The organism is Streptomyces noursei (assembly GCF_016917755.1).
Classification (GTDB): Bacteria; Actinomycetota; Actinomycetes; order Streptomycetales; family Streptomycetaceae; genus Streptomyces; species Streptomyces yunnanensis.
Map to the genome: position 1 here is coordinate 1,281,464 of NZ_CP070326.1, position 25,873 is coordinate 1,307,336.

A 25,873-nucleotide genomic window follows, 5' to 3' on the forward strand; every position below is an offset into this window, starting at 1 on the left:
GTTCCCGCCGCCGTCCCGCACTGCGGACGCGCAGGATCCGAGGGTCCTGCGCCGAGGCGGGGCCGGCGGGCGGTACCACTGACGGTCGACGTCCCTAACGCGCCCCTGCGGAGGGCAGCCTGTCCGTGGGAGTGCTCCCCGCCGGTCGGCGATCACCGTGGTCGGCCGGCCGGGGGATCGGGCCGGGCGGCGCCCCGCCGACCCGTGCGCGGCGGCCTTCGCTCGCCGGCCTGCGGTTCGCCGTGCGCCGTCGGTACCGGCCGACGGCCTCCTGGGCCGCTGCCGCAAGGGTCACCGCGGCCAGGAGGAGGTAGAAGACGTAGAGCTTGTGCAGGTCGTCGAGGAAGTACCAGATCGACGCGGTGGCGGTGAACCAGAAGCCGATCACGGCGTAGGGACCGGTGTCCCGCTGACGGGCCGCGCCGGCCAAGCAGAGGGCCGCGGTGATCGCGAGCAGCACCGCGATGCCCGCATACGCGCGGTCCCAACCGACTTCGGCGCGCCGCAGTTCGGAGTAGACCGCGATGCTCTCCGCCACCGGCCCCCAGGCCACGACGCTGGACAGCCGGGGCGACAACGGCAGTGCGACCAGGCCCAACACCCCTGCCGCGAGGGCGACATCGCCGAAGTGGTCGGTACCGACGAGATCACCATGGGCGCACAGCAACGACAGCAGGCTTCCGACCAGTCCCAACGCGCCCGCGATGGAAGGGCGGAGGGCCGTGCGGAGCCGGCGCAGCACGGCAGCGCCGCGAGCGGGCGCCGGAGCCGGAGCCGGCGGGAGCGGCGCGTCCGCCTGCATCGTCGGAGCCGATGCGGCGCCGAGCGCGTCGGTCAGCGCCGCACGCATCACCGCCGCGTCCTCGAAGCGCTCCGCCGGGTCCTTGCGCAGTGCCCGCGCGACCACCGCCGCCACCGCGGGAGGTATCTGCGGGCGGACCCGGGTGAGGGGCACCGGCTCGGTGAACAGGTGCTGGTGCATCACGGCGAACGGCGAATCCGCTTGGAACGGCGGGGCCCCGGTGAGCAGTTCGTACAGCAGGCACCCCATGGCGTAGAGGTCCGCCCGGTGGTCGATCTCCACCCCGCTGATCTGCTCCGGCGACAGGTAGGCGGGAGTGCCGGGGGCCACCCCGCTGCCGGTGAGACGGGTGGCGGCCTCGGCCAGTGCCTTGGCGATGCCGAAATCCAGCACCTTCACCGTCGTGGGGCCGGTGAGCATGATGTTCGACGGTTTGATGTCCCGGTGCACGATGCCGTGTTGGTGGCTGTGGTCCAGGGCGTCGAGCACCTGGCACGCCACGGTGACCGCCTGGGCGACCGGCAGCGGGGCGGTGCGCAGCGACTCGGCGAGCGTGCTGCCCGCCACGTACTCCATCACCAGGAACGGCCGCGGGCCTTCCTCGTCCGGTTCCACGCCGACATCGTGGATGGTGGCGACGGCCGGATGGTTCAGGGCCGCCACGGCGTGCGCCTCACGTTGGAACCTGGCGCGCGCTTCGGGATGGTGGGCCAGTTCCGGGGACATCAGCTTGACGGCGACCGTGCGTCGCAACCGGTGGTCGATCGCGCGGTGGACCGTGCCCATACCGCCGCGGCCAAGCCGCTCGATCAGCTCGTAGCGGCTGCCGAGCATTGTGTCCCGCCCCACCGACTTCTCCTTGTCGCCCTTTGGCCGAAGCTTACGTTCGCCGTGAACGGTACCTGTCACTCCCGTCGCCCACGGCCGTACGGGTCGTCGCCGAGCGCGGCGCGCAGCACGTCCATGTCGCGGGCCGCGTCCAGGGTGCCTATGTGCGGCAGGATCGCGCCGCTGCGCGCCCGGCACTGCGCCGCGGTGCGGTCGGCGTCCGCGAGCGCGGCCCGGCGCTCTGCGTCCGTGCGGGGATACAGCGGTTGCGGCGCGTCGTCGTCGCTGCCGCTCTGCCCGGACTGCCCCGGTGCGGCAGCGTGGTCCGCCGCGTCGTCCCGGGCGGTGCAGTCCAGAGCGGGTTTACTGCCGGCGACGCCGCGCGGGTCGAATCCGACGATGTCGAAGCGCGCCCTGGCCGCCTTGCCGAACGAGGCCACGCCGTCCGACTTCAGTGTGGCCACGCCGGAACCGCCCGGGCCGCCCGGGTCGAAGACCAGCGACCCGCGGGGGTGCGGCCGACGGACCGCGGGGGCGAGGCGCTCGTGGGGCGGTCCGCAGGCTCGGCCCGGTCCTCCTACCCGTCCGAGTTCCCGCTGCTCCAAGGAGAACGCCGCGCTTGTCCGTTCCGTCCCTCGTCGACCGTCCGATACGTCGCTGGAGCATCGCGGAGGCACCATGAGGTTGTGATGAGGGCAGCGGCTACCCTTCCGACGTGCGCGTACTGGTAAACGAGGACAACGACGACCTGCGGTTCACCGTGGCCGCGGCCCTGCGCGGGGACGGTCTTGCCGTCGACGAGGTGTCCGATCTGCCCGCCGCGGACGAGGCGTTGTTCATCACCGCGTACGACTGCGCCGTCTTCGACCGGATGCTCCCTTCCGGCGACGCCCCCGACTACGTACAGCACCTGCGCCGGACCGACCGTCGACGTGCTCAGCGACCTCACCGCCCACGATCTCACCGACGACGAACTCACCGGTATCGGAGTACTGCTCCTCGCGGCGGGTCTGGACACCACGACCAACATGATCGCGCTGGGCACCTTCGCGCTGCTGCAGCACCCCGACCAATGGGCGGCCCTGCGCACGGATCCGGACCTGGTCGCACCGGCTGTCGAGGAGCTGATGCGCTATCTCACCGTCGTGCCCACCCTGGTGCGGGTGGCGCTTGAGGACGTGGAACTCGACGGCCACCTGGTGAAGTCGGGATCCACGGTCGTGCTGGCGTCGTCGGCGGCCAACCTTGACCCGGCGAGGTTCACCGCCCGAACACCCTGGATCCGCGCCGCAACCCCGTGGGCCATGTCGGCTTCGGCCACGGCCCCCACCAGTGCCTCGGCCAGCAACTGGCCCGGGTGGAGCTGCGAGTCGCGTTCCCCGCCCTGGCCGCCAGGTTCCCGGGATTGCGCCTCGCCGGCCCCGCCGACGACATTCCGCTGCGCGAAAGGGCCACTGTCTACGGGGTGACCACGTTCCCGGTCACCTGGTGAGGCACGACGACGCCGGCCGAGCCGCCCGCGGACGCCGCACCCCGGCCGGCCGGCCACGAGCGGTCCGGGGCTTCCGCGCTCGGCCCTCATGGCCGGCCGCGGAACCCCAGGTCACACCGCCATTGGGGGCACTGCCGAGGGCATGCGACTCACGCGAATGGACCAGCCATCCGATGACAGAATCCGCCAAACGGGTACCTTTGAGTGAATGCGTAGCTTCTTAGCGTGCCTGTCCGCAGGTGCCGCTAAATCCTGTTAAGGAGGAATAAGCAATGACGCATTTTCGTCGAATAACGACCATGGCGGCGGCAAGCGCAATCCTCTCCCTCGGGCTCATCGCACCCGCCCAGGCACAGCCCCGGTTCGGGGGCGACGGTGACGGGGACCCCGTCCACATCGGGGGCAACGAGGCGGATCACCTCCACATCCACGTCCACGGGCACTGCCCTCCCATCATCGGCTGCCTCATCTCCCTCTGAGGGGTCGGCTCGCTTCGGGCTGCCGTTTCCCACCTGGTGTGGTTGACGCGTCACATCCCGCGGCCCGGTCCACACCAGGGCTCGGAACGCTCGTCGGCGGACATCGGAAGATGTTTCGGCTTCATGGCGAAGGGGTATATAGCGCAGCTGTCGGGGGCTTCCCATATCCCCTCAGCAAGCCGGGCGGCTCGTGTGCCTCCGCGGCCGAAGCCCTCGCTTGGCCGGACTCCTGCGGCGTAGCGGGGTGATGCGCGTGGATGTCGTCAAGGGGTGTAGACGGCGTCGCTGCCGTACAGCTCCCTGGTGAAACCGGAGATGTAGTCGTGCCGATCGGAACCGTCGAGGTTGTAGGTCAGGTACACACCGTACCCACCGGCCACGGTTTGCTTGGCGAAGTCGGCTGCGGTGCTCCGAGGCGTGTTTCCGATCTCCACCGCTGCCGGTGACAGGCTCGACTTGGGCAGCGAGATGTTCGGTACCTGCCACTGCCCGTACCACGGGTTCCAGGCGTAGTTGAACTTCGACGACACGTCCACGCCGCCGTAGGAAAGCTTCTCCGCCGACGGGCCGATGTCGTACAGGGAGATGAGCTTGTCGGGCATGTTGTCACGCAACGCGGAGACCAGGTGGACGAAGGAGCTGTCGTTGGGTTGCCCCGTGCCGTTCTTCCCGTACTCGGCGTACTCGTCGTCGAAGTCGATGCCGTCCAGGCCGTACTTGCTGACGGCGTCGGACAGCTGCTTGGCGAACGCCGAGGCAGCGCCCTTGGAAGGGAAGTTGGCGAACCCGGCACCCTGGTGGTTGCCGAGCACCGACAGCATGACCTTGATGCCCTTGGCCTGCAGCGGTCGGATCTGATGCGCCGCGTCGTCGAGGACACGCTGGACGTTCTCGTTGAAGTACAGGTAGGCCGACTGCTTGCCGGCGTCGTAGTTGATGTTGGCGGCGAAGATGACCGCGACGTCGAACACGTTGCCGCCGCCCTTGGCCAGCGTGTACTTGCCGACGTTGAGCATGCTGTTGTTGTTCACCTCGACATAGGCCACCGAGGTCGGCCCTTTTTGCTTCACAGGTAATGACGCTGCAGGGGCGGTCGCCGTCGTACCGACCACGAGTGCGGCCGCAGCCAGAAGCGCGAGCACGGCCGTGCGCGCTCCACCTCGACCAAGAGTGAAATTCATTGACCAGTCTCCCATCGATGGGATGGCACCGAGAACTTGCCGCAGAGCACCGGCCGCAGACGCGCGCCTCGCCCAGGGACAATCAGGGCAACACCTGCCCACACCGGCCCCAGACGCAAACCCTGTACGCAGTAAGGCTGTTCCCTTCATGGCCTCCCCCAGGCCCCATGCCCCTGGCTCCAGGCCCTGGCCCCGGGCCCGAATTGTTGTGGCCGTCACGGTATATATCGCCTGCGACGAACTCCTCGGCATCGGACAATCGGTCCCATGGTCTTCTCACGTCCCGTCCGGCCCTGGCTGCTTCCCAATGCCGCGTTGCTCGCCGCAATGACCCTCTGGGGCATCCTCCGCTATCCGCATCTGCCGAACCGAATACCTCAGCACCTCGGCATCGAGGGGGTGGACTCCTGGACGCAGCGGTCGATCGGCAGCGTGTTTGGGCTGGTGTTCGTGTACCTCGGGGCGACGGTGCTGCTGACCGCCTGCGCCGAGCTGACCCTGAGGGTGACGCCGCAGGCCGAGATGCCGAAGGAAGCGGTGCCGTTCGGCAACGGATTGGTCAGGTCCTCGCTCAACCGGCCCCGCACCCGCGCCTCGGCAATCGGCACCGCCCGGGCGTTGCTGGTACTCAATGCCTGTGCGGGAGTCTCGCTCCTGATCGGCTGCGGCGTGCTGTGGCGCTCCGCACCCGATCCGGAGGTGCCCGGCTGGTCGTTCGTCGCGATGCTTCTGCCGCTTCTCGCCGGAACCGCCATGACGGTGGCGGCCGCGATCCGCGACCGGCGCACGCCAGTCAACTGAGCACATGGGCGGGGTAAGGACGGTCTCCGGGGAAGCCCGGCCCGTCACGGGCGCGTCAAAAATGGGGAAGCCCTCTTGAAGGCGGGTGCGGGGCGGAATTTGATGGGGCTGTGAACAGCGCCTGGCTCCTTCTCGACCGTCCGCCTCATCAGGCGGTCCCAAGTCGTGCGCCGCGCTGCACGGAGACCTCCGCCTCACGCTGAGACCTCTCCCGCATGCGGACGGGGCGCCCTGACCCGATCAGGCGCCCCGTTTTTGTGCGCCCGTACACACGTCACAGCTGAGCTCTGCTCAGCCGAGCAACCAGTACGGCGCACTCGCTCCTCCCCCTTTCAACCCTCGCCCTGTGAATGGATCATGTCCGTCTACGACCTCACCTCCCGTACCGTCCTGGTGACCGGCGCCACCTCCGGCATCGGCTTCGAGACCGCCCGCCAACTCGCCGAACGCGGCGCCACCGTCCTCGTACACGGCCGCACCGCCGAGGAAGCACAGGCCGCCACCGACCGGCTCGTCGCCACCGCAGGCATCGATGCCTCCCAACTGTGCGCCTTCTCCGCGGACTTCACACGCCTGGAGGAGGTCGAGACCATGGCACGTCGCGTTCTCGCCGAACACCCCCGCCTGAACGTCCTGGTCAACAACGCCGCCACCGCCGCACCCGAACGCCACACCCTCACCGCCGACGGCAACGAACTCGCCCTCCAGGTCAACTTCCTCGCCCACTACCTGCTGACCTACCTCCTGGAACCGGCCCTCACCGCAGAACCCGGCGGACGCGTCGTCAACGTCTCCTCCTCGCTGCACCGCACCGCTTCCATCCAATGGAACGACCCCCAACGCACCCGCCGCTACTCCCGACTCGCCGCCTACGCCCAGTCACAACTGGCACTCACCATCTTCGCCGCCGACCCCCGGGTCACCGCGGTCTCCGTCCACCCAGGCATCTGCGAGACGAACCTGCTCCCCCTCTACGACATCCAGGGCGACACCGCCGCCCAAGGCGCGGCCCACGTGGCCCGACTGTGCGACCCGTCCATCGACATCATCAACGGCGCCTACTACGACCGCGACCAGCGCGTCGATCCCGCCCCCGCCGCCACCGAAGACCGCACCATCAAACGCCTCACCAAACTCGCCGACCAACTCGTCGGCCAACACGCCTGACACACACCACCGACCGAAGCAGCACAAGGCAGCACAAGGCAGCCTCCCTCCCACCCGAAAGGCCCGTACCCCCCATGTCCAAGCGCGCCCGCAAGAAGAAAGCCCGCCGCAAGAAGAAGGCCAACCACGGCGGCAAGGCCAACCAGGGCTGAACCACCGGGCGGGACGGCACCCCACCGCCCCGCCCGGTGGCCCGGCCGGCGTCATGGCGCCGTCAGGGTCTCCCGCACCTGCGTAAAGGAATCGCCAACGAGACCCGACCGCTCCATCGGCGGCGCTTCGATGAACGGGACACGGACACGCGGGACGCAGTCGCGACGCAGAAGCACGGCTCGGATCACGCGAGGACAGCACAGACAAGGAGCGTGGCCCATGGCCGGTCCCCTCGGCCCGCGCGTCGTGGCCGGCGTGAGCGGTTCGCTGGGGAGCCTGACGGCTCTGCACCGGGCCGCCGCCGAAGCCCGCCTGCGCGGCGCCGAACTGTGGGCCGTACTGGCCTGGGAGCCGCCCGGCGGCGACCTCCCCACCCGCGGCGGCTCCCACCCTCCGTCGCTGGTCGCCAAGTGGCATCGCATGGCGAACGAGCAGCTCATGGAGGCGCTGGGCGCCGCCTTCGGCAGCGAGGGGCCCGGGGTCCCGCTCCAGCCCATGACTGGGCGCGGCAAGCCGGGCACAGTGCTGCTGACGGCCGCGGACCGAGACGACGACCTCCTGGTGATCGGCGCCGGAGCACGTGGCAGGCTGCGCCGCGCGGTGCGGCCCTCCGTCTCCCGGTACTGCGTGGCACGCGCCCGCTGTACGGTGCTGACCGTCCCCCCTTCTCCCCTGCACCACGCCCTCACCGCCGCACACCGCCGCAACGCGTGGAAACTCCCCCTCACCACCCGCGGGTTGACCGGCTGACCGTGCCGCCCGCGGTCCCACACGAGGCCGCGCCGCCCGATCCGCCGCAGCGACCGCCCTCGCGCCCTGCCCTCCGCCACGGCGGTCGACCTCATCGCTGTGGATCTCACCGCTGTCAACCTCACCGCTGTCGAGATTCAGGCCCCACCAACAGGTCGAAGTCGAAATCTCAGCAGCTGGTCTACCACCTCAGTGACTGGACGAGAGGCGCACGACTTCCACGAGTTGGTCCGCATCGATGCGGCCGTCCTCCAAGGACAGCAGCCAAGGCAGCAGCTCCGGCGTGGCGTGCACCTCCTTGTAGAAGCCGAAGTGGAGGTCGGCGAGTTCGTCCTCGATGAGCCACTGGTCGAGTGCGTCGCGAAGGTGCAGGTCAGCTGCCCCGGTGCGGGTTTGGGCCCATGTAGTCAGCCAGGGCGCGAGGGTGCCTGTGATGGTGCCGAGCGTCTCCAATACGTGGGTGACGTCTCCGGTGCCGGGGTGACGGTGCAGGAAAGTCCGCCACCAGGCATGCCACACGTCCTCCAACGCCGCGCACTCCGTCGCGGTCCAGTTGCGCCACCCGGCGGCGATGAACCAGGAGGCGACCATGCCGTGGTTGAGCTTGCCGGCAACGAGGAAACGGATCGTTGGGGGAGTCAACTTGCGGTACAGGCCGGGGAAATCGTCCCAGTGGCTGGGGGCCTCGTGCGCGACGCAGCGGATCAGATCATCCGCGATCTGGTGCGCGGGGCCGGCCAGGGCTGCAAGATCCGCAGCGCTGTAGCAGTGAGTGCAGCCGCCCACGGGAACCGGCAGTCCGGCACGTGGCGCAAAGGCGGCGTCCAAAGCGTTGAGTGCATCGTGGAGTGGCTGGCGTGGGCCGGTCATCACATGCCTGACGGGACTCCGTCCGGAAGCTCCGGAGAAGAGAGCGACGCTACCACGGACAGGCAGAGGCCGGTCGCCGGCGTCGGACGGAACCGGGCTGCGCCTCACGACGCAGCCCGGCACATCGCTCGCGTCAGTCCTCGCGGCTGGTGACCTCAAGGAGGTGGAACCCGAACTGGGTCTTCACCGGGCCCTGGATCGTGCCGACCGGAGCAGAGAAGACGACCGTGTCGAATTCCTTGACCATCTGTCCCGGCCCGAACGACCCGAGGTCGCCACCCTGACGCCCGGAGGGGCACGTGGAGTGCTGCTGAGCGAGCCCGGCGAAGTCTGCACCGGCCTCGATCTGCGCCTTCAGCTTCGACGCCTCGTCTTCACTGGCGACCAAGATGTGACGTGCGGTTGCCCTAGCCATTTATTACACCTTTCAAGTACACGGCAATGCCACCAAGGGTTACACGCCCAGGGACCTTCCGGGTGGCAGCGATCACGGCTCCCGACCCGCCGCAGGCCCCTTCGGCCCCCTGGGCAGCCTTCGTGAGTCAGGCATGCACCATCTCACAGACGGTCACACCATGGCCCATCGGACAGACCCTTTCGCCGCTGTCGGCGCTGGGCCGCCGGTGCGACCACCTCGACCGCACCGCATGATGCGCCGGGCCGAACCCGCTGGCCCGCCGGATCGGCGAGTGGGGAAAGTCGGCGAATTCACTGAATTCGGTAAATTGGGGGAATTGGGATAATTGATGCACTTTGCGCAGTGCGATGCGATCGGGATGCCGGGGTGTCGGGGTGTCCGGATATCGGGATGTCGAGATGTAGAGACGGTCGGGGTGGTCGGGACGTTCGGGATCGATGGTCGCGCAGGCGGGGCGGGCCGCGGGCAGGGCATGCCGCTTCCCGCCGCCACATGTGTCAACGACCCCGGCCTCGGCAGGCGGCTTCTTTTCTCTGCTGCGGTGAAGTGCCCCGTCATAGCAGGCGAGTTGAGTCGTCGGATCGCAGTCAGCGTGCGGGGAACGTGAACCTTACGTACATGCCGGTGGTGCGGGGCGAGTTGTGGCTGCCGTAGGCGGTCGGCGGTCCGGGTGGGGCCTTCGGAGTTCAGCCGGGGTACACGCGAGTCGCTGTCGCACGCGTCGGCTCCGTAAAGTGGGGGACATGTCAGCGGAGTCCCCCCTCATACAAAGCATGCGTTCGGCCGTTGCCGCGGCGCCCGATGACGTACCGCTGCGGCTCCACCTGGCCGAGCTGTTGCTGACCGCGGGGTGCGACGACGCCGCGGTCAGCGAAGCCGCCGTGGCACTGCAGCGGACGCCTGAGGATTCCCAGGCACGCGAGGTGATGCTCCGGGCCCTGACCGGTGCTGCCACGTCCCCGCCCCGCGAGGCCGTGCCACCCGCGGCACCGCAGGCCGCACCACCCGCCCAACCTCCCACCACCACATCGCCGGCCACCGACCCCGCCCCGGCCCCGGGCTTCGACTGGAAGGCCGCTCAGGACCAGGTCGGTGACATCGTCCCGCCACGGTTCGTCGAGGCGCCGCTCGCCGTCGACGGCAGTGGCGACCCCGGGGACGCCGCCGCCTGGGACGTGGAACGGCCGGGCACCGTCCGGCTCGCCGATGTGGGCGGCATGCAGCAGGTCAAGGAGCGGCTCGAAGCAGCCTTCCTGGCGCCGCTGCGCAATCCGGAGCTGCGCCGCCTGTACGGCAAGAGTCTGCGCGGCGGACTCCTGCTCTACGGGCCGCCCGGCTGCGGCAAGACCTTCATCGCGCGGGCCGTCGCCGGTGAACTCGGGGCGAGTTTCCTGTCCGTGTCGGTCACCGACGTGCTCGACATGTGGATCGGCAATTCCGAGCGCAATATGCACGAGCTCTTCCAGACCGCGCGCCGCCAGGCACCGTGCGTGGTCTTCCTGGACGAGTTGGACGCGCTCGGCGGAAAGCGCAGCCGCACCCAGAGCGCCGGTATGCGCAACACCGTCAACCAGCTGCTCACGGAGCTGGACGGCGTCGAGGCGGACGCCAACGAGGGCGTGTTCGTGCTCGCCGCCACCAACGTGCCCTGGGACGTGGACGTCGCCCTGCGCCGGCCCGGTCGGCTGGACCGGACCCTGCTGGTACTGCCGCCGGACGCGCCGGCCCGGGAGGCGATCCTCCGCTTCCACCTGCGGGAGCGGCCCATCGAGAACGTCGACCTCGGCAGGCTGGTCAAGGCCACCGACGGCCTCTCCGGCGCCGACCTGGCCCATGTCTGCGAGGGCGCGGCCGAGCACGCGCTGCTGGACTCGGCCCGCACCGGCACCGTCCGCATGATCGGGATGCCGGACCTGCTGGCCGCGGCGGGGCAGGTCGCGCCCTCGACGGAGCCGTGGTTCGCGGCCGCCCGCAACGTGGCGATGTACGCGAACGACGGCGGCATGTACGACGACCTGGTGGCCTACCTGAAGAAGAAGCGCAAACTGTGACCACACTGCACCCGACCGTCGAACGGGCCCAGGCCCTGATCGACTTCGAACGCCACGACCAGGCACGGGACCTGCTGGCACGGCACCTCGCCGAAGTCCCCGACGACCTCAGCGCCTGGATAAAGATCGGCTACTGCCACCTCAACACCGGACAGACGGAACTGGCCCGGGACGCGGCGAGCCAGGCGCTCAAGCTGGCTCCCGCGGACTACGGGGCGTTCATCCTGCGCGCCCAGTCACTGACCCGCGGGGCCGGCTCGTCATGGCGCGAGGCAGAGCCCGTCCTGCGGGAGGCGGTCCGCGCCGACCCCGGCCACTGGTTCGGCTACGCCATGCTCGCCGACGCCGTGTGCCGCATGTCGCTGATCCGCCACGCCCAGGCCAACAACCTCAAGGAACTCCCCCGCGACGGACTCGACGCCGTGCTGTGCGAGGCGACCAACCTGGCCGCGAAGGCGCTGCAACTGGGCCCCGAGGAGGTCTACGCCCACGAAGTCGCCATCCAGATCGCCAGCTTCGCGCTCGACGCCGAGGCCGTCGACCGGTTCGACCGCGCCCTCCTCCGGATCGACCCCACCCACGCCGAGGCCCTGGCCCGGCAGACCCGGAAGGCCGCCCGGGCACCGGGTGTCAAGGCCGCCGAGGCCGCCGACCTCTACGCCTCCGGGCTCACCGCCGCACCGGACTCCACCGACCTGCAACGCGGCCTCGACCAGGCCACCTACCGCATGCTGCGCGGAGTGCGGTGGCTGGCCCTGCTCTGCGTCGGCCTCGCCGGAGCGATGCTGGACCTGTTCGCCGTCGAGGGCAAGCTGCAGCGGGAGCTGCCGCTGCCGCTCGGCCAGCGCCTGTGGTACCTCGTCCCGATGACCGTCATCTGGCTCGTCGGCGCCCTGCTGCGCTACCGGCGACGGCGCGCCGGCGTCCGGCTCAACGTCCAGTCCCTGATCCGCCGCCACCGGTGGTCCCGCATCGTGCTGGGCCAGGCAGCCTGGGCGATGCTGTGCGCCCTGATCATCTCCCAAGTCCCCTGGACCGCACGGACATTGCCCCAGGTGCTGTTCTGGGCCGGGCTGGCACCGACCTTCGCCACCATCTGGTTCGACCGGCCGAGGACCCGCTGACCGACGCCCCGCGCCCGCCCGGGCGCGGGGCCGCTGGTCACTGCTCAGGCCGCCTCCCCCGGGCGGCGGAGGCGGATCGTTCGGGTGGTTGATGCCGTGCTGTCGCGGTCGGTGCGACGTTCGAGGCATGAGCGAAGACAGGCAACAACCGAGGACTCTCGGGCGCGCGTGGCGGCATGGACGGCCGCGCTGGGTGGGGTTGGTGACGGCGTTCTGGGGGACGGCGTACGCCGCCTTCGGGGTCGTCTGCGCGGTGATCGGGACACCGCTGTTTCATGGCGTCGGCGCCCCCGCCCCTGCCGGCCTCGACTACGCCGTCGTGGTGGTGGGCGCACTGGCGGCCCTGGTCTCCGCGGGGGCGGTGCGGTACGGCGTGCGGACGAGGGTGCGGGCATTGCTCTGGACGGTCTGCGGGCTCTCCGGGATCGCCGCTTTCGGCCTGCTGATGGACGTGATCACGCTGATGTTCGGCCAGGGCGTGGACAGTTGGGCGGCCGCCGCCAACCATGCCCTGGCCGCCGTCGGTGTGTGCCTGCTCGGCGCCACCGCCCGCTCCGGCCGCCGCCCGCCCACCGGGGCCCGTGCGCCGGCACCGTCCTGTGCTCCCGCCCGGGTCCAACTCGCCGCCTGTGCCGGCACGGTTGCCTTCCTGCCGTACTGCGCGATGAAGTCGTTCTGGGCGTTCGGAGGAACATTCGCCGGGACGAGCATCGAGGAGGTGCTCACGACCTCCCGGCGCAACGGTGCCTCGGAGATGTGGCTCACCCTGGAGTCCTGGGGCCTGGACGCCACCGTGCTGCTGGCCGCGCTCGGCACCTTCCTGCTCTGGGGCCTGGTCCGCCCCTGGGGCCAGGTCTTCCCCCGCTGGACGCTGTTTCTGCACGGTCGGCGCGTTCCGCGCTGGCTCCCGCTTGCCCCGGCCCTGATCGGCGCGGCCACCCTCGCCCCGTACGGGGTGCTGGGCACCGGCTACTGCGCCCTGGTCTCGACCGGCGTGCTGGCGATCCGACCGGGCGACTTCCACTCCTCGCAGTCCGCACTGCTGGTCAGTTGGATCGGGATGATCGCGTTCGCCGGGTATGGAGTCACCCTGGCCGTCGCCGCCCGCTCGTACTGGCTACGGACCTGCCCGACCGGTCAGGTCCGTACCGGCGCCCGGTGACAGCGGTGGTTCGTCCGCCATCGATTCCTGCGCCGGGAGGGCACGGTTCCCGGTCGATCGACCGGTGAGGGGCAGGCCACCGTTCTCCGGCAGTCCCGGTGGCTTCGGCTGCACTTCGGCTGCACCTCGGTCGCGTCCGCCGCCGAGTCCGCGCGATCGGCGGCGTGCGCGTGGGGTGCGGTGGCTTACGGGTGGTACTTCTCCGCGACCGTCTCGGCGGCGCCGGACTTGCGGTCCATGGTGACGCGGACGGTCACGCTGTCGGTCTTCGCCGCCTTCTCCAGTTGCTCCACGGTGCACTTCGAGGTGCCGTAGCCGTCCGTGCCGATGGTCACTCTGCCGTCGTCGACGGAGCAGATCGCGGCCGCGCCGAGGATCCGCGTGGCGTTGGCGACGAAGAACGCCTGCTCCATGCCGCCGCCCTGGGGCTTGACGGTGAGCTTGCCGGGCGCGAGGTACCCCAGCGTGCCGACGAGGGTGCGATGGTTACCCGCGTGGGCGACGCCGCCCCCGCCGGAGGCGGACTGGTTGCCGGTGCCGCCGCCGGTACCGGCGTGCGCGCCGCTCCCCGAGGTGCGGCCGGTGGACGGGATCGCGGCGGACCGGCCGCCGTTGTGGCCCTGCGCGCCGGAGTTGTCCGAGGAGGAGCCGCTGGCGGGCTGCGTCGGGGCCGCGGTGCCGGCGGCGCCCGGCGCCCCGGGGCCCTGCCCGCAGGCCGTGACCCCCAGGCCCAGCGCCGCGGCGGCGACGATCGTGGCGGCGATGCGGCGGCCGGTGCGCCCGCGGAAGCGGTTGGCGGGGGTGGCGGTGTTCATCGGGTCTCCCGTTGCTGGTTTTGCTCGTCTCGCTCTCGGACGGCACTCAGCCTCGACGACCGCGATGGCGTTCCACTAACGGATGGCTAATAGGGCGCAGGCGCGTTGGCGCACCGCAACGCATTCGCCGCCGAACACCGCAACACGGGTGCCGTCGAGGACAGTGAAGGGCCCGGCGCCAGGCCCTTCACACAAGACCGGAATGTCTAATTCAAGCCAGATATCAGACCACAGGGGAGATTTAGACATAAGGTCTGCAGCGCGTACCGCGTGTGCGCTCATTGTCCTGACTATGACGTTTCATAAGGATGCGCCCTCTGTGATACGCGCCAGAGCCCGCCACCGTGCTTCCCTGTCCGCCGCAGCAGTGGTGACCGCGGCGTTGCTCGCCCTCACCGGCTGCCAGCCCAGCGCCGGCGACGGGGACAAGGGGAACCCGTCGCCCTCCGCTTCGGTCTCGGCGTCGGCCTCGCATTCACCGTCCCCGTCCCCCAGCCCGTCGAGTGCCTCCCCCTCGCCGTCCGCCACGACCGCGTCGCCGACACCCGAGGCCCCGACGGAGCATCCCAGGACCCGGACGGGTACGGATTCTGGTTCCGGCTCCTCGTCCCGTTCGGGATCGGCTTCCTCGGGCGGATCGTCCTCCGGCGGCACTTCCGGCTCCTCGGACACCGCCGATGTCATCCTCTCCCCCTCCGGGCGGCACTATCAGCGCGGCCAGTTCTGCAAGAAGGCCCATCTCGGTCTGACCACGCGCGACGCGCACGGCGATCAGCTGTTCTGCGCCATGCAGAGCGGACGACCTCACTGGCAGTGAGTCCCTCGCCGGTGGGTCATGAGCGCTACCGGGGGGGGAAGGGCGATGGCGGGCCCGGGAGGACGGCACATGCGTCGCCCCGGACCCGCCGCCGCGCCCGTGGCGTTCGTCCGGTGTCGCGGGCGGAGGGGCCGGGGCCCGGTCAGGCCGTGCGGACCGTCTCGGCGAGCCCGGCCACGCGGGCCAGGGTCGGCTGCGCGAGGAAGTCGGGCGCCCGGCGGGTGAACGCCTCGGCTCCCGCGGCCCCGACGATCTCGCTGGCGACCTCCGCGACCATGGAGATCATCGCCAGCGAATCCCCGCCCAGCTGGTGGAAGTCGCTGGCCGGGCCCAACCCGTCCACATCGGTGTCGAGCACCCGCGCCCAGATCTTCGCGACGGCCGCCTCGGGGTCGCTCAACGGTGTCGTGTCACCGGGCGCCGCCGCGTCGGCGAACGGGTCGGGCAGCGCCGACGCCGCGACCTTGCCGTTCACGGTCCGCGGGATGTCCTCGACCGCCAGCATGGCGGCGGGCACCATGTACGACGGCAGATGTTCGAGGAGGTGGTCCGTCAGCTCCGCCATCTCGACCAGGGGGACGTCGGGCCGCAGCACGACGTAGCCGCACAGCGCCCGGTCCGTCCGGCCTGGCGGGGTGCGGGGGACGACGACCGCGGCGGCGACCGCCGGGTGCGTCTCCAGCGTGAAGGCGATCTCCGACGGTTCGATGCGGTGTCCGCGCACCTTGACCTGGTCGTCGACGCGCCCGCAGCACTCCACCTCGCCCGACGGCAGTCGGCGCGCCAGGTCTCCGGTGCGGTAGGCACGGGTGCCGTCGGCCAGGCGCACGAACCGCTGTCGGGTCAGGTCCGGGCGTCCGCGGTAGCCGCGGGCGAGTTGCACACCGCCGATGTAGAGCTCGCCCGTCTCGCCCGGGGTGACGAAACGGCGCTCCGCATCGAGCAGGAACAGCGAGACCCCGTCCTGCGGAAGCCCGATCGGCACGTTCGCGCCGGTGTCCCGCCCGGCGTCGAAGACGTGGTGGCTGACCCCGATGGTCGCCTCGGCCGGCCCGTAGAGGTTGATGATGCGGCATTCCGGGCCGAACATCTCGCGGGCCCGGAGCGCGAGGGTCCGGGTGAACTGTTCGCCGATCACCATCAGCGTGCCGACCGCGCCGGGGCTCAGCCCCAACCGGGTCATCAGGTCGAGGTGCGAGGGCGTCAGCGCGAGGGCGGTCGCGCCGTCGTCGATCACCTCCTGCAGCGACAGGTGGTCGAGCTCGTCGCGCATGAGCAGCAGCGTCCCGCCGACCAGGAACGGCAGGACCAGGGAGATCTGCGCGACGTCGAAGGAGAGCGAACACAGCAGGGGGAGCCGGGTGTGCGGCCCGATGCCGTGTTCGCGCACCGCCCAGTCCGCGTAGTTGCTCAGGCTGCGGTGCTCGATGTCGACGCCCTTGGGGTGGCCGGTCGAGCCGGAGGTGTACACCACGTACGCCAGGTCCGACGGCGCGGGCGGCGTCGGCGGCGCGGCGGGGTCGGCCGCGTACGACAGGTCGTCCAGCACCAGCGGTTCGCAGCCGTGGGGCAGGAAGTCCCTTTCGTCGTACGGGTGTTGGGTCAGGCACAGCGGTGCCCGCGCGTCCTGGAGCAGGGCGCGCAGGCGCCCGTCCGGGTGCTTGGTGTCCATCGGGAGGTAGGCCGCGCCGGCCAGCAGTGCTCCCCAGGCGCCGGTGACCGCGGCCGCCGAGCGGTCCGCGCACAGTCCGACGACCGTGTCCCGGCCGATGCCGCGGGCCCGCAGCTCGGCGGCGATCACCCGTGCCCGGCGGTCGAGTTCGCGGTAGCTCATCTCGCCTTCGGGGCCGCTGATCGCCACGGCGTCGGGCCGGGACCGCACCTGGTGCCGGAACAGCTCGACCACCGTCCGGTCCGTGGGCAGCCCCGCGTCCCGGGCGGCCGGGACCGGCGGCAACAGCGTCGCCTGCGCGCGGTGGGCCGCGGGCGACAGGCTCTCGCAGAGCGTGTCGAGCAGCCGCTCGGCCCGGGCCTCGGTCTCCTTGCCCGGCCACCAGGACAGGGTCAGCTCGGTACGGCCCTCGGACTCCACGACGTTCAGGCCCGGCGGGCTCGCCGGCTCGCGCGGGCAGAGCAGATAGAGCGCGCCCGGCTCGAAGTCGTCGGTGGCGAACGCGTCGAGGGGCGTCCGGCCGAGACTGTTCACCCCGGCCACGGAGGAGAACCGGTCCGTCCGGCGCGCTTTGCGGTCCACCCCGCGCACCATCATCCGCAGCAGACCCAGTGGAACCTTCAGCACTTCCGGCCCCGGCGCGCGCACGGTCCCCCGGCGTTCGGACAGCACCGTCAGCAGCTGCTGCTGGGTGGCCTCCCAACCCTCGTCCGGGGTGACCTGGAGCGAGACGGTGACCGCGAAGTTGGACGTGGACCGCACCTCCGGGTGGAACGGCCGCAGGTCCACCGGGATGCTCACCGGCGCGGTCGACTGCCCCGTCAGTCGGGCCAGTTCGGTGGCCAGCCGCGCGGCCACCGCCGGGAAGGTGCCGTCGACCGAGCGCCGCCACCAGCGGTAGCCGCCGAACCGCGCGTCCGCCGGCACTCCCAGCAGGGACGGGAGGACGAACTCCTGGCTGCCGGCGTCCGCCTGGGCGATCAGCGGGTCGTCCAGCTCGGCCACGGTCGTCACCGACAGCGCGCCCTCCGGCTGTTCACCGCGCAGCGCCCGGAAGACGTCGAGCGCCCACATCCGCAGCCCGCGCGCGTCCATCACCGCGTGCGAGGCCCGGAAGGCGACGGCCGGGAACTCCCCGTCGAACAGCACGACTTCGCAGTACGCGCCGCGCACTGGCAGGGGGCGGCGCAGTTCCGCGACGTCGTTGAGGGTGCTGCGGTCCAGCACCGTGCCGGCCGCGAGCCGGACCGGGGGCGGCTGGCCGCTGTCCGACCAGCGGGAGCCGTGGCGGGCCAGCCGGGCGCCGGGGCAGTACTCCGCGGCCGCCGCGACCGCCCGGCGGAGCTCCGCGGCCGCTATCCGGCCGGTGCCCTCGACGACGAGGTTGAGCACCGGCGACAGCCCGGCGGGGAACCCCAAGTACCAGTGTTCGAAGGGCACCACTGTTCTGGCGAAGCGATCACTGTCCGCCGTGGTGGCTGATTTCGACATCATCCCCGCATCGAACTGCGCCCGACACTATGCAAATCACTAGAGCGTTCGGCACCATTCGGCCCCAATTCTGGATAAAATTGAGCAAAGTCGAATAGAGCACGCGGCCGATGATGCGGTTGATGATGCGGATACGACCCCGGCCCCGCTCCGTCGCGGTCGGTGTCCGCTCACGGCGAGTTCGCAGTCGCCGAAGTGGGTGCCGAGCAGGGTGACTGCGGCTGCGGAGCGGGTGCCGCGCAGGGCGTTCATGCGGCGGGGGTCCTTTCGAAGAGCGGTACGGGGCCCGCTGCGGTCGTGAAGTGGGTGCGGGCGGGGCGGCACCCTTGGTCTCGACGAGGACCTGGGCGGGGTCGAGGGCGGCGGTGTGGTCGCCGTGGTGGCAGGCGAGGAGGCCGTCGAGGGCGACGCGGCTGCCGTGGCCCAGGTCGGCGAGGGCCGCGCGGACGTAACGCACCTCGGCGGCCGGAGTCCGTGCCCCCGAAGGACGCAACGCACAGGGCTCGTCGGCCACTGTCCAGCGACGCCGCTCCGGATCTGCCCGATGCGGCGGCACCTGTGCCCGGCCCGGCGCCACCCACCCCGCCCCCACCCCGCGACCTCAACGCCGAAAGGGTTCACAAATGATCACCTTGGGCGTGTTGCGACCGATATGCCGCATACGGTGGTTGTGCGTGGCGGTCACGGTGCGCTGGCCGCCGGAAGGGATGGACGTGGAGGGTAGTGACCGTGGCGACGAGCCGCGCCGCCCCGAGCCCCACACGCCGGACGGCAACGCCGGCGGCAGCCCGTCGGAGCGGGACGGGCAGACGGGGAAGGGCCGGCCCGATCCGGACCGGCAGAAGGGGAGCGGTCCGCCACCACGAGCCGGAGCGGCGAAGCGCCCCGCCGACGGCCCCACGGGCCGTCCCCCGAAGTCCGCGCAGGCGACTCCCGCACAGCGGCCCGCCGGCGCTCCCGGTCGGCCGACCGCACGGTGGAGTTCTCCGCCACCGGGCCCCGCCCGTCCGGGTTTCTGGCGCAGCCCGCTGCGGGGGCCGTGGCTGACCTCGGTGTTCGGACTGGTCCTGCTCCTCGGCATCACGGTGCTGTTCGTCACCGGACTGCTGTCGTACGCCGCGTACAACCCGAACCTGGCACCGGGCAACGACCACACACCGGAGAAGGGCTGGCTGGGCTTCTACCTCTTCCCCTGGCCGACCCGGCCCTACTGGCTCTACCGCCTCACCCAGGGAGTCCACGTCACCCTGGGCGTGGTGCTCATCCCCGTGCTGCTGGCGAAGCTCTGGTCGGTCATCCCGAGGCTGTTCGCCTGGCCACCGCTGCGGTCACCGCGCCACGCGTTGGAACGGCTCTCGCTGCTGCTGCTCGTGGGCGGCGTGCTGTTCGAGTTCGTCACGGGCGTGCTCAACATCCAGTTGCACTACATCTTCCCCGGGTCCTTCTACCCCCTGCACTTCTACGGTGCCTGGGTCTTCATCGGCGCCTTCGTCGTACACGTCGTCTTCCGCATCCCCACCATGGCAACCGCGTTGCGCAGCCGCCGCTGGCGCACCGAGCTGCGTACCCCCGCCGCCCGTACCCGGCCCGAACCGCCGGACGACACCGGCCTGGTGACCCCCGACCCCGCACCGCCCACGATGTCCCGGCGCGGCGCGCTCGGCATGGTGGGCGCGGGGTCGCTGGTGCTCCTCGTCGTGACGGCGGGTCAGAGCATCGGCGGGGCCCTCCGCAGGACCGCGCTGCTGGCGCCGCACGGGCGGGAACCGGGCACGGGGCCCAACGGCTTCCAGATCAACAAGACCGCCGCGGCGGTCGGTATCCGCGCCCGCGACATCGGTCCTGACTGGCGCCTCGTCGTACGCGGTCCCGGCCAGGAACGGAGCTTCACCCGGGAACAGGTACTGGCCCTGCCGCAACACATGGCCGCCCTGCCGATCGCCTGCGTGGAAGGCTGGTCCACCGACGACCAGATCTGGAGCGGCGTGCGGCTGCACGACCTGGCGGCCCTGGTCGGGCTGCGGGAGAGCCCACCCGGTGTCTTCGTCGAGTCCGCCCAGCGTTCCGGGTCCTTCAACTCCGCCCATCTGCGCGACAACCAGGTCCGCGACCCCAGGGCACTGCTGGCGCTGCGGGTCAACGGTGCGGACCTCTCCGTCGACCACGGCTATCCGGCGCGGATCATCGTCCCCGCCAACCCTGGTGTGCACAACACCAAATGGGTCACCCGCCTCACCTTCGGAGCGCCGCGATGAGGGGCCGGACCAGAGGTCCGGCAGAGGGCATCCGCGCGCACTACGGCGGCTCCCTCGCGCACCTCGTCCTCGTCCTGTGCTCCTTCGCGCTGGCCTGCTACGCCGGGCTCCGACTGCTGCGCGGGGACACGCTCGGCATCGTCATCTGGTTCGTCGGTGCCGCGCTCCTGCACGACCTGGTCCTCCTCCCGCTCTACACCGTCACCGACCGCCTGGCACAACGCCTGTTCCGTGACCGCCGGGGCAAAAAGCCCCGGAGCCGGGACACCGCGGGCGGCTCCCGCCCGGTGACCGGCCGCGTCAACTACATCCGGGTACCCGCCTTCCTGGCCCTTCTGCTGCTCCTGGTCTGGTACCCGCTCGTCCTGGGCCGGGTCCCGGGCTTCACCGCCTACACCGGCCTGCCTGCCGACGTCTTCTGGGGTCGCTGGCTGCTGATCACCGTCGCATTCTTCGCGGCCTCCGCGGCATGCCTGCTGGTCACGATGTGGCGGGCTCGCCCGCGCCGGGACCGAGCCGGCAGATGAATCGCCCCGAACGCGCCGGCCGCCACCGCGGAGCCAGGACGGTTGCCGGACCGGAACCGCACACGCCGAGAGGCGCCCCGTCCGATGAGCACCGACGAACAGGCGCCTGAGCCCGGCGCGGGCCCCCGCGCCCGGCCCGAGGACCCCTATGCCCGTGCGCTCGCCAAGGGCCGCGGCCCCCTGTACATGCGCTGTACGGACGGGGGGATCCTGCTGTCCGAGGTGGACCGCTGGTGTGCTGCACCGGACCCCGCCGACCTCAGCGTCCTGCGGCGCTGCCAGGGGGCGGTCCTGGACATCGGCTGCGGTCCGGGGCGGTTGGTCAGCGCCCTCCGGGCACGCGGCCACGTCGTGCTCGGCATCGACATCAGCGATGCGGCCGTCGCGCGGACCGAGCACACCGGAGGCATCGCGCTGTGCCGGTCCGTCTTCGACCGGCTTCCGGGCGAAGGGCTCTGGAACACCGCCCTGCTCATGGACGGCAACATCGGCATCGGCGGCGATCCGCGGGCGCTGCTGGCGCGCATCGGTTCTCTGGTGGCGCCCGACGGAACCCTGCTGGTGGAAGCGGCTCCGCAGGACGTCGACGAGCGGCTGAACGTGCGGTTCGACGACGGCCGCGGCCACCTGGGCAGCCCGTTCCCGTGGGCCCGTGTCGGCCTCGCCGCGCTGCGCCGTGAGGCGGCGGTCACCGGCTGGCGGACCGGCGACCACTGGACGCTCGACGACCGCCACTTCCTCGCACTGCGGCACCGTCGAGGCGCCGGCTCCGACCGCGGCCCGGCACCGGCCGGCCGGTAGGCCACGCCGGGGCGGCGGCGAGCGGACGTCACCAGCCGGTCAGCAGAAGGTGGTTGACCAGCAGCGCGAGGACGGCCTGCGCGGCCAGCCACCAGCCGTGCGTGCGGCGCGGCAGCAGCGCGCAGGCAGGCAGCAGCCAGAGGGCGAAGGGCAGCCAGATGCGTTCGGTCTCCGCCTTGCTCATTCCGGACACGTCGGCGAGGAGCATCACGCACAACGCCGCTCCGACCAGTACCGACAGCGCGCCACGCCCGCGCGGCGCCACGCGCCGCATCCCCCGCACGGCCGGGGACAGCCGACCGACCGCACGGCCCAGCCCCGCGACCGTCGCAAGACCCACCGTCACCACCTGGGCAGCCAGGTTGGCCCAGACGAAGTAGGTGTACGGGCGCACCTTCGCGGCGCCCTGGTAGTACCGCTCGACGAGCGTGGCGTATCCCTCGGGCCACCAGAATCCCAGGGCGGTGAAGCCCACCACCCACGGCACGGCTCCCGCCAGCACGTACGGCAGCGGACGGGCGGAGCGGGCCAGGAGCAGCACGGCGACACCCAGCACCGCCAGGACGGTCAGACCGTAGGAGAGGTACCAGGTGAGCCCCAGCAGCAGCCCGGCTCCCAGGGCGGCCAGGCGGGGCGCCCGGGTGGTGCGGGTGGCTGCCAGTGCGAGCAGGGCGATGGCCCAGGCGGACACGCCGGCGAAGTAGCCGTCGGCGCTGACGCCGATCCACACCGCCGCGGGGGCCAGTGCCAGGAACGGGGCTGCCAGCCGGGCCAGGCGCTCGCCGCACAGCGCCCGTACCGTCACCATGACCGCGACCGCGCCGGACGACCCGATGGTGATGCACCAGGCGGCCGCCCAGGCACCACCGCCCAGCCCGATCCGGTCCAGGCCGACGAACGTCAGCAGCGCGCCGGGCGGGTGTCCGGCCACGTGCGCGGGCCAGTTGTGCGGCGAGTCGGCCAGGATGTGCTGGGTGAAGTCCCGCAGGAAGGCGGGCACCTCACGCACGTCGGCGACCGACCGCAGGTACTCCATGCTGCTGGTGAGCCGTCCGGCGATCCCCCGCTGCCAGCCGTCCACGAGCGCCAACGACCATGTCCAGGCCATCGATGCGCCCCATACGGCCGGCACCAGCGCCCGCCAGCGCAGACGCCGCGCGATCCGCGGGCCGTGGATCACCACGAGTGCGGCCACCACGAGCGCGGCCGGGGTCCCGGGGCCCACGTGCGGCAGCCACGACGCGTACAGCGGCGGCCAGCCGAGTCGCAGGATCCCCTCGGTCCCGTAGACGGTCCGGTTGACGACGTTCCCGACGACCACCGCGAGGACGAACAGGACGACCGCGGCCGCCACCGCCCACAGATCGCGGCGCCCCGCCCGCTTCCGCGCAGGCGTGGTCGCCGCGGTGCCGTGGGCGGCCGGACCGGCCGGCTCGCCGTCCCGGCCGGCGCATCCGCGGTCCTGGCGGACGGGGCGGGGGGTCACCGGCCGCCCGCCGGTCGCAGCCGGGCCAGGGTGGCGGCGAACCGGCCGCCGGGCGCGGCGGCCGCGACCCGTTCGGCGTCCTCCGCGGTATCGACATCGCGCAGCGGCGGCAGGTCCCGCACCCGGAGCCCGGCGGCGGTCAGCCTGGCGCGCTGCACGGCGCCGGTGTGGTCGGTGGACATGGGGACGCCGCGCAGCAGTCCGGGCTCGGGCGCGGCCAGGCCGAGCGCCCAGAATCCGCCGTCCTCGGCCGCCCCGAACCAGGCATCACAGTCGTCCCAGGCACCGATGTCCAGTGCGGGGGCGAGGAGTTGTGGCGTGACCTGGGGTGTGTCCATGCCGATGAGCAGCGTCGGTCCGGCGCTGCCTGCGAAGGCCGCGGCCAGCCGCTCGTCGAGGCCGCCGGTGCTCTGCGGCCGGACGTCGAAGCCGGGCGACAACCAGTTGCCCGGCCGGCCGTCGAGGACCACCACCCGCCGTCGGGCGGGCATGGCGCCGACGGCCCGGAGCGTGTCGCACAGCGCCGCCTCCGCCAACTGCGCGGCTTCGTCGGGGGTGTAGGGCGGCGTCAGGCGGGTCTTGACGCATCCGGGCACCGGTTCCTTCGCGATGACCAGGATCGTCGTCGGCCCGGTCGGGCCGGTCAGCCGGCTCGGCCCGGCCGGAGCCGCCGGTGCGGTCGGGCGGGTCACCGCGTCACCGTCTCCGGTACCGGGGCCGTCAACCGCGGCTGGTTGAGGACGCTCCGCATGTCGCGGACCGCGTGCCAGGTGCCGCGCCAGGTGCCGGTGACCTTCGAGCGGCCGGTGCGCGGCCGGTAGGGCACGTCCCGCTCCGCGACCCGCCAGCCGGCGTCCGCGGCCCGGACGACCATCTGCAGCGGATAGCCACTGCGGCGGTCCGTCAGGTCCAGGCCGAGCAGCGCGGCGCGGCGGGCGGCGCGCAGCGGACCGAGGTCGTGCAGCCGCAGCCCGGTGCGCCGGCGCAGCATCCGCGCCAGGACGAGGTTCCCGGCCCGGGCGTGCGGCGGCCAGGCTCCGCGGCCCTGCGGCCGGCGGCGGCCCAGCACCAGATCGCTCTCCCCGTCCCGCACGGCGCGGACGAACGGTTCGAGCAGCGCCGGGTCGAGCGAGGCGTCGCAGTCGCAGAAGCAGACGATGTCCGCCTCGGCGGCGAGCAGTCCGGCATGGCAGGCGGCACCGAAGCCGCGACGCGGTTCGTGGACGACGGTGGCGCCGAGACCACGGGCGATCTCGGCCGAGCCGTCGGTCGAGCCGTTGTCCACGACAATGGCCCGCCAACCGTCCGGGATGCGCGCCAGCACCCACGGCAGCGCGGCGGCCTCGTCCAGACACGGCAGCACGACGTCCACCGGGGCGGGGCGGTTCCTGCCGCGCCCGGGACCCCCCGCGGGACCCGGGCCGGGGTCGATCGCGTCCGTCCCGCTCCCTTCCCGCGTCCCCTGCCGAGCGCCCTCCCGCATGCCTTCCCGCGCGAACTCCGCCATGCCTTCGGCGAATCCGGTCTCCGCGCGCCACCCCAGCTCGTCGGCGATCCGCCGGGACGAGGCGGTGATGTGCCGGACGTCGCCCAGCCGGTACTCCCCCGTCACCACCGGCCCCGGCCCGCCGTACGCCTCGGCCAGCGTGCGGGCCATCTCGCCGACGGTGTGCGGTTGTCCGCTGCCCGTGTTGTAGGCCGCCAGGGTGCCGGCGGCGCGGTCCGCGAGGGCCTCCAGCGCCACCGTGTTGGCCGCCGCGATGTCCCGGACGTGGACGAAGTCCCGCCGCTGGCCGCCGTCCTCGTAGACGGTGGGCGACTCGCCGCGGGCCAGCGCCGAGCGGAAGAATGAGGCCACCCCCGCGTACGGAGTGTCGCGCGGCATGCCGGGCCCGTAGACGTTGTGGTAGCGCAACACGGTGGCCCGACCGCCGGTGGCGCGGGCCCAGGAGGCGGCGAGGTGCTCCTGGGCGAGCTTCGTCGCCGCGTACACATTGCGCGGGTCGACGGGCGCGTCCTCGTGGACCAGGCCGGGCTGCAACGGGGCGTCGCAGCGCGGGCAGCCCGGTTCGAACCGCCCGGCCTCCAGCGCGGCGACCGCGCGCGGCCCCGGCCGCACCGTGCCGTGCGACGGGCAGCTGTAGCGCCCCTCCCCGTAGACCACCATCGATCCGGCGAGCACCAACTGGCGCACCTCCGCCGCGGCCATGGCCGCCAGCAGCACCGCCGTGCCCAGGTCGTTGGAGCCCACGTAGTCGGGCGCGTCCGCGAAGTCCTTGCCGAGGCCGACCATCGCCGCCTGGTGGCAGACCGCGTCAACGCCGACCAGGCTCGCCTCGACGGCCGCCCGATCGCGTACGTCGCCGACGATCCGGTGGACTCCGGGGCGGGGCGGTGGGGGCTCAGGATGGACCGAGGGCAGCAGCGCGTCGAACACGACGGGCTCATGGCCGCGCGTGAGGAGCGCCTCGACGACCTGCGCCCCGATGAATCCGGCGCCACCGGTAACCAGTACTCGCATGCCGATCACGCTAGGCGCGCCACCTCGATCCGGCGCGCGCCACGACGGGCACGTCATGACTCCGTAAGATCCGGCCTCCGCCAGTCGGGTCGGTGCGACGTGCCGCTCGCGAACGCCGGCCCGCCGCACGTACGGCGCACGACTTTCCTTTCCCGGACCGACCGTTGGCCGCGTCGGGGGCGGGGCTTCACCCGAAGTGGTGATCGTGGG

General features: G+C 71.8%; 21 protein-coding genes and 2 pseudogenes. 11 read left to right on the top strand and 12 right to left on the bottom strand.

The window, feature by feature from the left end; translation table 11 throughout:
• Positions 1 to 94 precede the first annotated feature (94 nt).
• Together JNO44_RS05625 and JNO44_RS44750 are read right to left on the bottom strand one after the other, a co-directional pair.
• Positions 95 to 1,651, bottom strand: coding sequence for a protein kinase domain-containing protein (locus JNO44_RS05625; protein WP_205361933.1), 1,557 nt, complete (start codon positions 1,649 to 1,651; stop codon positions 95 to 97).
• 56 nt (positions 1,652 to 1,707) lie between these two features.
• A complete protein-coding gene (locus tag JNO44_RS44750; protein ID WP_205361935.1) occupies positions 1,708 to 2,094 on the bottom strand; it encodes an alpha/beta fold hydrolase in 387 nt (128 codons plus the stop codon).
• Positions 2,095 to 2,544: 450 nt separating this feature from the next.
• Here JNO44_RS44750 and JNO44_RS05635 point away from each other — a divergent pair.
• A pseudogene (locus JNO44_RS05635) lies at positions 2,545 to 3,122 on the top strand (cytochrome P450); the annotation flags it as partial.
• A 272-nt stretch (positions 3,123 to 3,394) separates the two neighbouring features.
• Entirely contained in the window at positions 3,395 to 3,601 is a 207-nt protein-coding gene (locus JNO44_RS05640; RefSeq protein WP_205361937.1) for a hypothetical protein, read from the top strand.
• A gap of 263 nt (positions 3,602 to 3,864) precedes the next feature.
• On the opposite strand, the gene JNO44_RS05645 is transcribed toward JNO44_RS05640, so the two are convergent.
• Positions 3,865 to 4,782 carry an endo-beta-N-acetylglucosaminidase H gene (locus JNO44_RS05645; RefSeq protein ID WP_205361939.1) on the bottom strand — a complete coding sequence of 306 codons (918 nt, stop codon included), beginning with the start codon at positions 4,780 to 4,782 and terminating at the stop codon, positions 3,865 to 3,867.
• A 267-nt stretch (positions 4,783 to 5,049) separates the two neighbouring features.
• Between JNO44_RS05645 and JNO44_RS05650 the strand changes: the two genes are divergently transcribed.
• From JNO44_RS05650 to JNO44_RS05660, 3 genes are all read left to right on the top strand, one after another.
• On the top strand, positions 5,050 to 5,583 hold the full coding sequence (locus JNO44_RS05650) for a DUF1648 domain-containing protein (protein WP_205361940.1): 534 nt from the start codon (positions 5,050 to 5,052) through the stop codon (positions 5,581 to 5,583).
• A gap of 357 nt (positions 5,584 to 5,940) precedes the next feature.
• The gene (locus JNO44_RS05655; RefSeq protein ID WP_205361942.1) at positions 5,941 to 6,750 is read left to right on the top strand and encodes an SDR family NAD(P)-dependent oxidoreductase; all 810 of its coding nucleotides are present in this window, start codon (positions 5,941 to 5,943) and stop codon (positions 6,748 to 6,750) included.
• Positions 6,751 to 7,122: 372 nt separating this feature from the next.
• Positions 7,123 to 7,653, top strand: a complete 531-nt coding sequence (locus JNO44_RS05660) for a universal stress protein (protein ID WP_205361944.1) — start codon at positions 7,123 to 7,125, stop codon at positions 7,651 to 7,653.
• Between the two features lie 189 nt (positions 7,654 to 7,842).
• Here the strand turns inward: JNO44_RS05660 and JNO44_RS05665 are convergent, their stop codons facing one another.
• Positions 7,843 to 8,439, bottom strand: coding sequence for a hypothetical protein (locus JNO44_RS05665; protein WP_205361946.1), 597 nt, complete (start codon positions 8,437 to 8,439; stop codon positions 7,843 to 7,845).
• 217 nt (positions 8,440 to 8,656) lie between these two features.
• Positions 8,657 to 8,938, bottom strand: coding sequence for a peptidylprolyl isomerase (locus tag JNO44_RS05670; protein ID WP_039638778.1), 282 nt, complete (start codon positions 8,936 to 8,938; stop codon positions 8,657 to 8,659).
• A gap of 746 nt (positions 8,939 to 9,684) precedes the next feature.
• Between JNO44_RS05670 and JNO44_RS05675 the strand changes: the two genes are divergently transcribed.
• From JNO44_RS05675 to JNO44_RS43145, 3 genes are all read left to right on the top strand, one after another.
• Entirely contained in the window at positions 9,685 to 10,992 is a 1,308-nt protein-coding gene (locus tag JNO44_RS05675) for an ATP-binding protein (protein ID WP_205361948.1), read from the top strand.
• Positions 10,989 to 12,116, top strand: a complete 1,128-nt coding sequence (locus tag JNO44_RS05680) for a tetratricopeptide repeat protein (protein WP_205361950.1) — start codon at positions 10,989 to 10,991, stop codon at positions 12,114 to 12,116. The genes JNO44_RS05675 and JNO44_RS05680 overlap by 4 nt, the downstream gene beginning before the upstream one ends.
• A gap of 193 nt (positions 12,117 to 12,309) precedes the next feature.
• Positions 12,310 to 13,278: a hypothetical protein gene (locus JNO44_RS43145; RefSeq protein ID WP_240167440.1), complete on the top strand. Its 969-nt coding sequence runs from the start codon at positions 12,310 to 12,312 to the stop codon at positions 13,276 to 13,278.
• Positions 13,279 to 13,463: 185 nt separating this feature from the next.
• Here JNO44_RS43145 and JNO44_RS05690 read toward each other — a convergent pair whose 3' ends face one another.
• From JNO44_RS05690 to JNO44_RS05700, 3 genes are all read right to left on the bottom strand, one after another.
• Positions 13,464 to 14,093 carry a hypothetical protein gene (locus tag JNO44_RS05690; RefSeq protein ID WP_205361952.1) on the bottom strand — a complete coding sequence of 210 codons (630 nt, stop codon included), beginning with the start codon at positions 14,091 to 14,093 and terminating at the stop codon, positions 13,464 to 13,466.
• Positions 14,094 to 14,393: 300 nt separating this feature from the next.
• Complete coding sequence (locus tag JNO44_RS05695; RefSeq protein ID WP_205361954.1) at positions 14,394 to 14,777, bottom strand: hypothetical protein; 384 nt, start codon at positions 14,775 to 14,777, stop codon at positions 14,394 to 14,396.
• Between the two features lie 275 nt (positions 14,778 to 15,052).
• The gene (locus tag JNO44_RS05700) at positions 15,053 to 18,076 is read right to left on the bottom strand and encodes an amino acid adenylation domain-containing protein (protein WP_240167441.1); all 3,024 of its coding nucleotides are present in this window, start codon (positions 18,074 to 18,076) and stop codon (positions 15,053 to 15,055) included.
• Between the two features lie 1,025 nt (positions 18,077 to 19,101).
• Here JNO44_RS05700 and JNO44_RS05705 point away from each other — a divergent pair.
• The 3 genes from JNO44_RS05705 (at position 19,102) to JNO44_RS05715 (ending at position 21,656) form a co-directional block, all read left to right on the top strand.
• Positions 19,102 to 20,328 carry a molybdopterin-dependent oxidoreductase gene (locus tag JNO44_RS05705; RefSeq protein WP_235095914.1) on the top strand — a complete coding sequence of 409 codons (1,227 nt, stop codon included), beginning with the start codon at positions 19,102 to 19,104 and terminating at the stop codon, positions 20,326 to 20,328.
• Positions 20,325 to 20,855: a hypothetical protein gene (locus JNO44_RS05710; RefSeq protein WP_205361956.1), complete on the top strand. Its 531-nt coding sequence runs from the start codon at positions 20,325 to 20,327 to the stop codon at positions 20,853 to 20,855. The genes JNO44_RS05705 and JNO44_RS05710 overlap by 4 nt, the downstream gene beginning before the upstream one ends.
• 84 nt (positions 20,856 to 20,939) lie before the next feature.
• Positions 20,940 to 21,656: a class I SAM-dependent methyltransferase gene (locus tag JNO44_RS05715; RefSeq protein WP_205361958.1), complete on the top strand. Its 717-nt coding sequence runs from the start codon at positions 20,940 to 20,942 to the stop codon at positions 21,654 to 21,656.
• A gap of 28 nt (positions 21,657 to 21,684) precedes the next feature.
• On the opposite strand, the gene JNO44_RS05720 is transcribed toward JNO44_RS05715, so the two are convergent.
• The 4 genes and pseudogenes from JNO44_RS05720 to JNO44_RS43155 form a co-directional block, all read right to left on the bottom strand.
• Positions 21,685 to 23,142: a hypothetical protein gene (locus tag JNO44_RS05720; RefSeq protein ID WP_420882618.1), complete on the bottom strand. Its 1,458-nt coding sequence runs from the start codon at positions 23,140 to 23,142 to the stop codon at positions 21,685 to 21,687.
• Positions 23,139 to 23,834: a TIGR04282 family arsenosugar biosynthesis glycosyltransferase gene (locus tag JNO44_RS05725; protein WP_240167442.1), complete on the bottom strand. Its 696-nt coding sequence runs from the start codon at positions 23,832 to 23,834 to the stop codon at positions 23,139 to 23,141. The genes JNO44_RS05720 and JNO44_RS05725 overlap by 4 nt, the downstream gene beginning before the upstream one ends.
• Positions 23,831 to 24,625 carry a glycosyltransferase family 2 protein gene (locus JNO44_RS43150; RefSeq protein WP_240167943.1) on the bottom strand — a complete coding sequence of 265 codons (795 nt, stop codon included), beginning with the start codon at positions 24,623 to 24,625 and terminating at the stop codon, positions 23,831 to 23,833. Before JNO44_RS43150 ends, JNO44_RS05725 begins: the two co-directional genes overlap by 4 nt.
• Positions 24,605 to 25,663, bottom strand: a pseudogene (locus JNO44_RS43155) (NAD-dependent epimerase/dehydratase family protein); the annotation flags it as partial. The pseudogene JNO44_RS43155 and the gene JNO44_RS43150, both read right to left, overlap by 21 nt.
• Between the last annotated feature and the right edge of the window lie 210 nt (positions 25,664 to 25,873).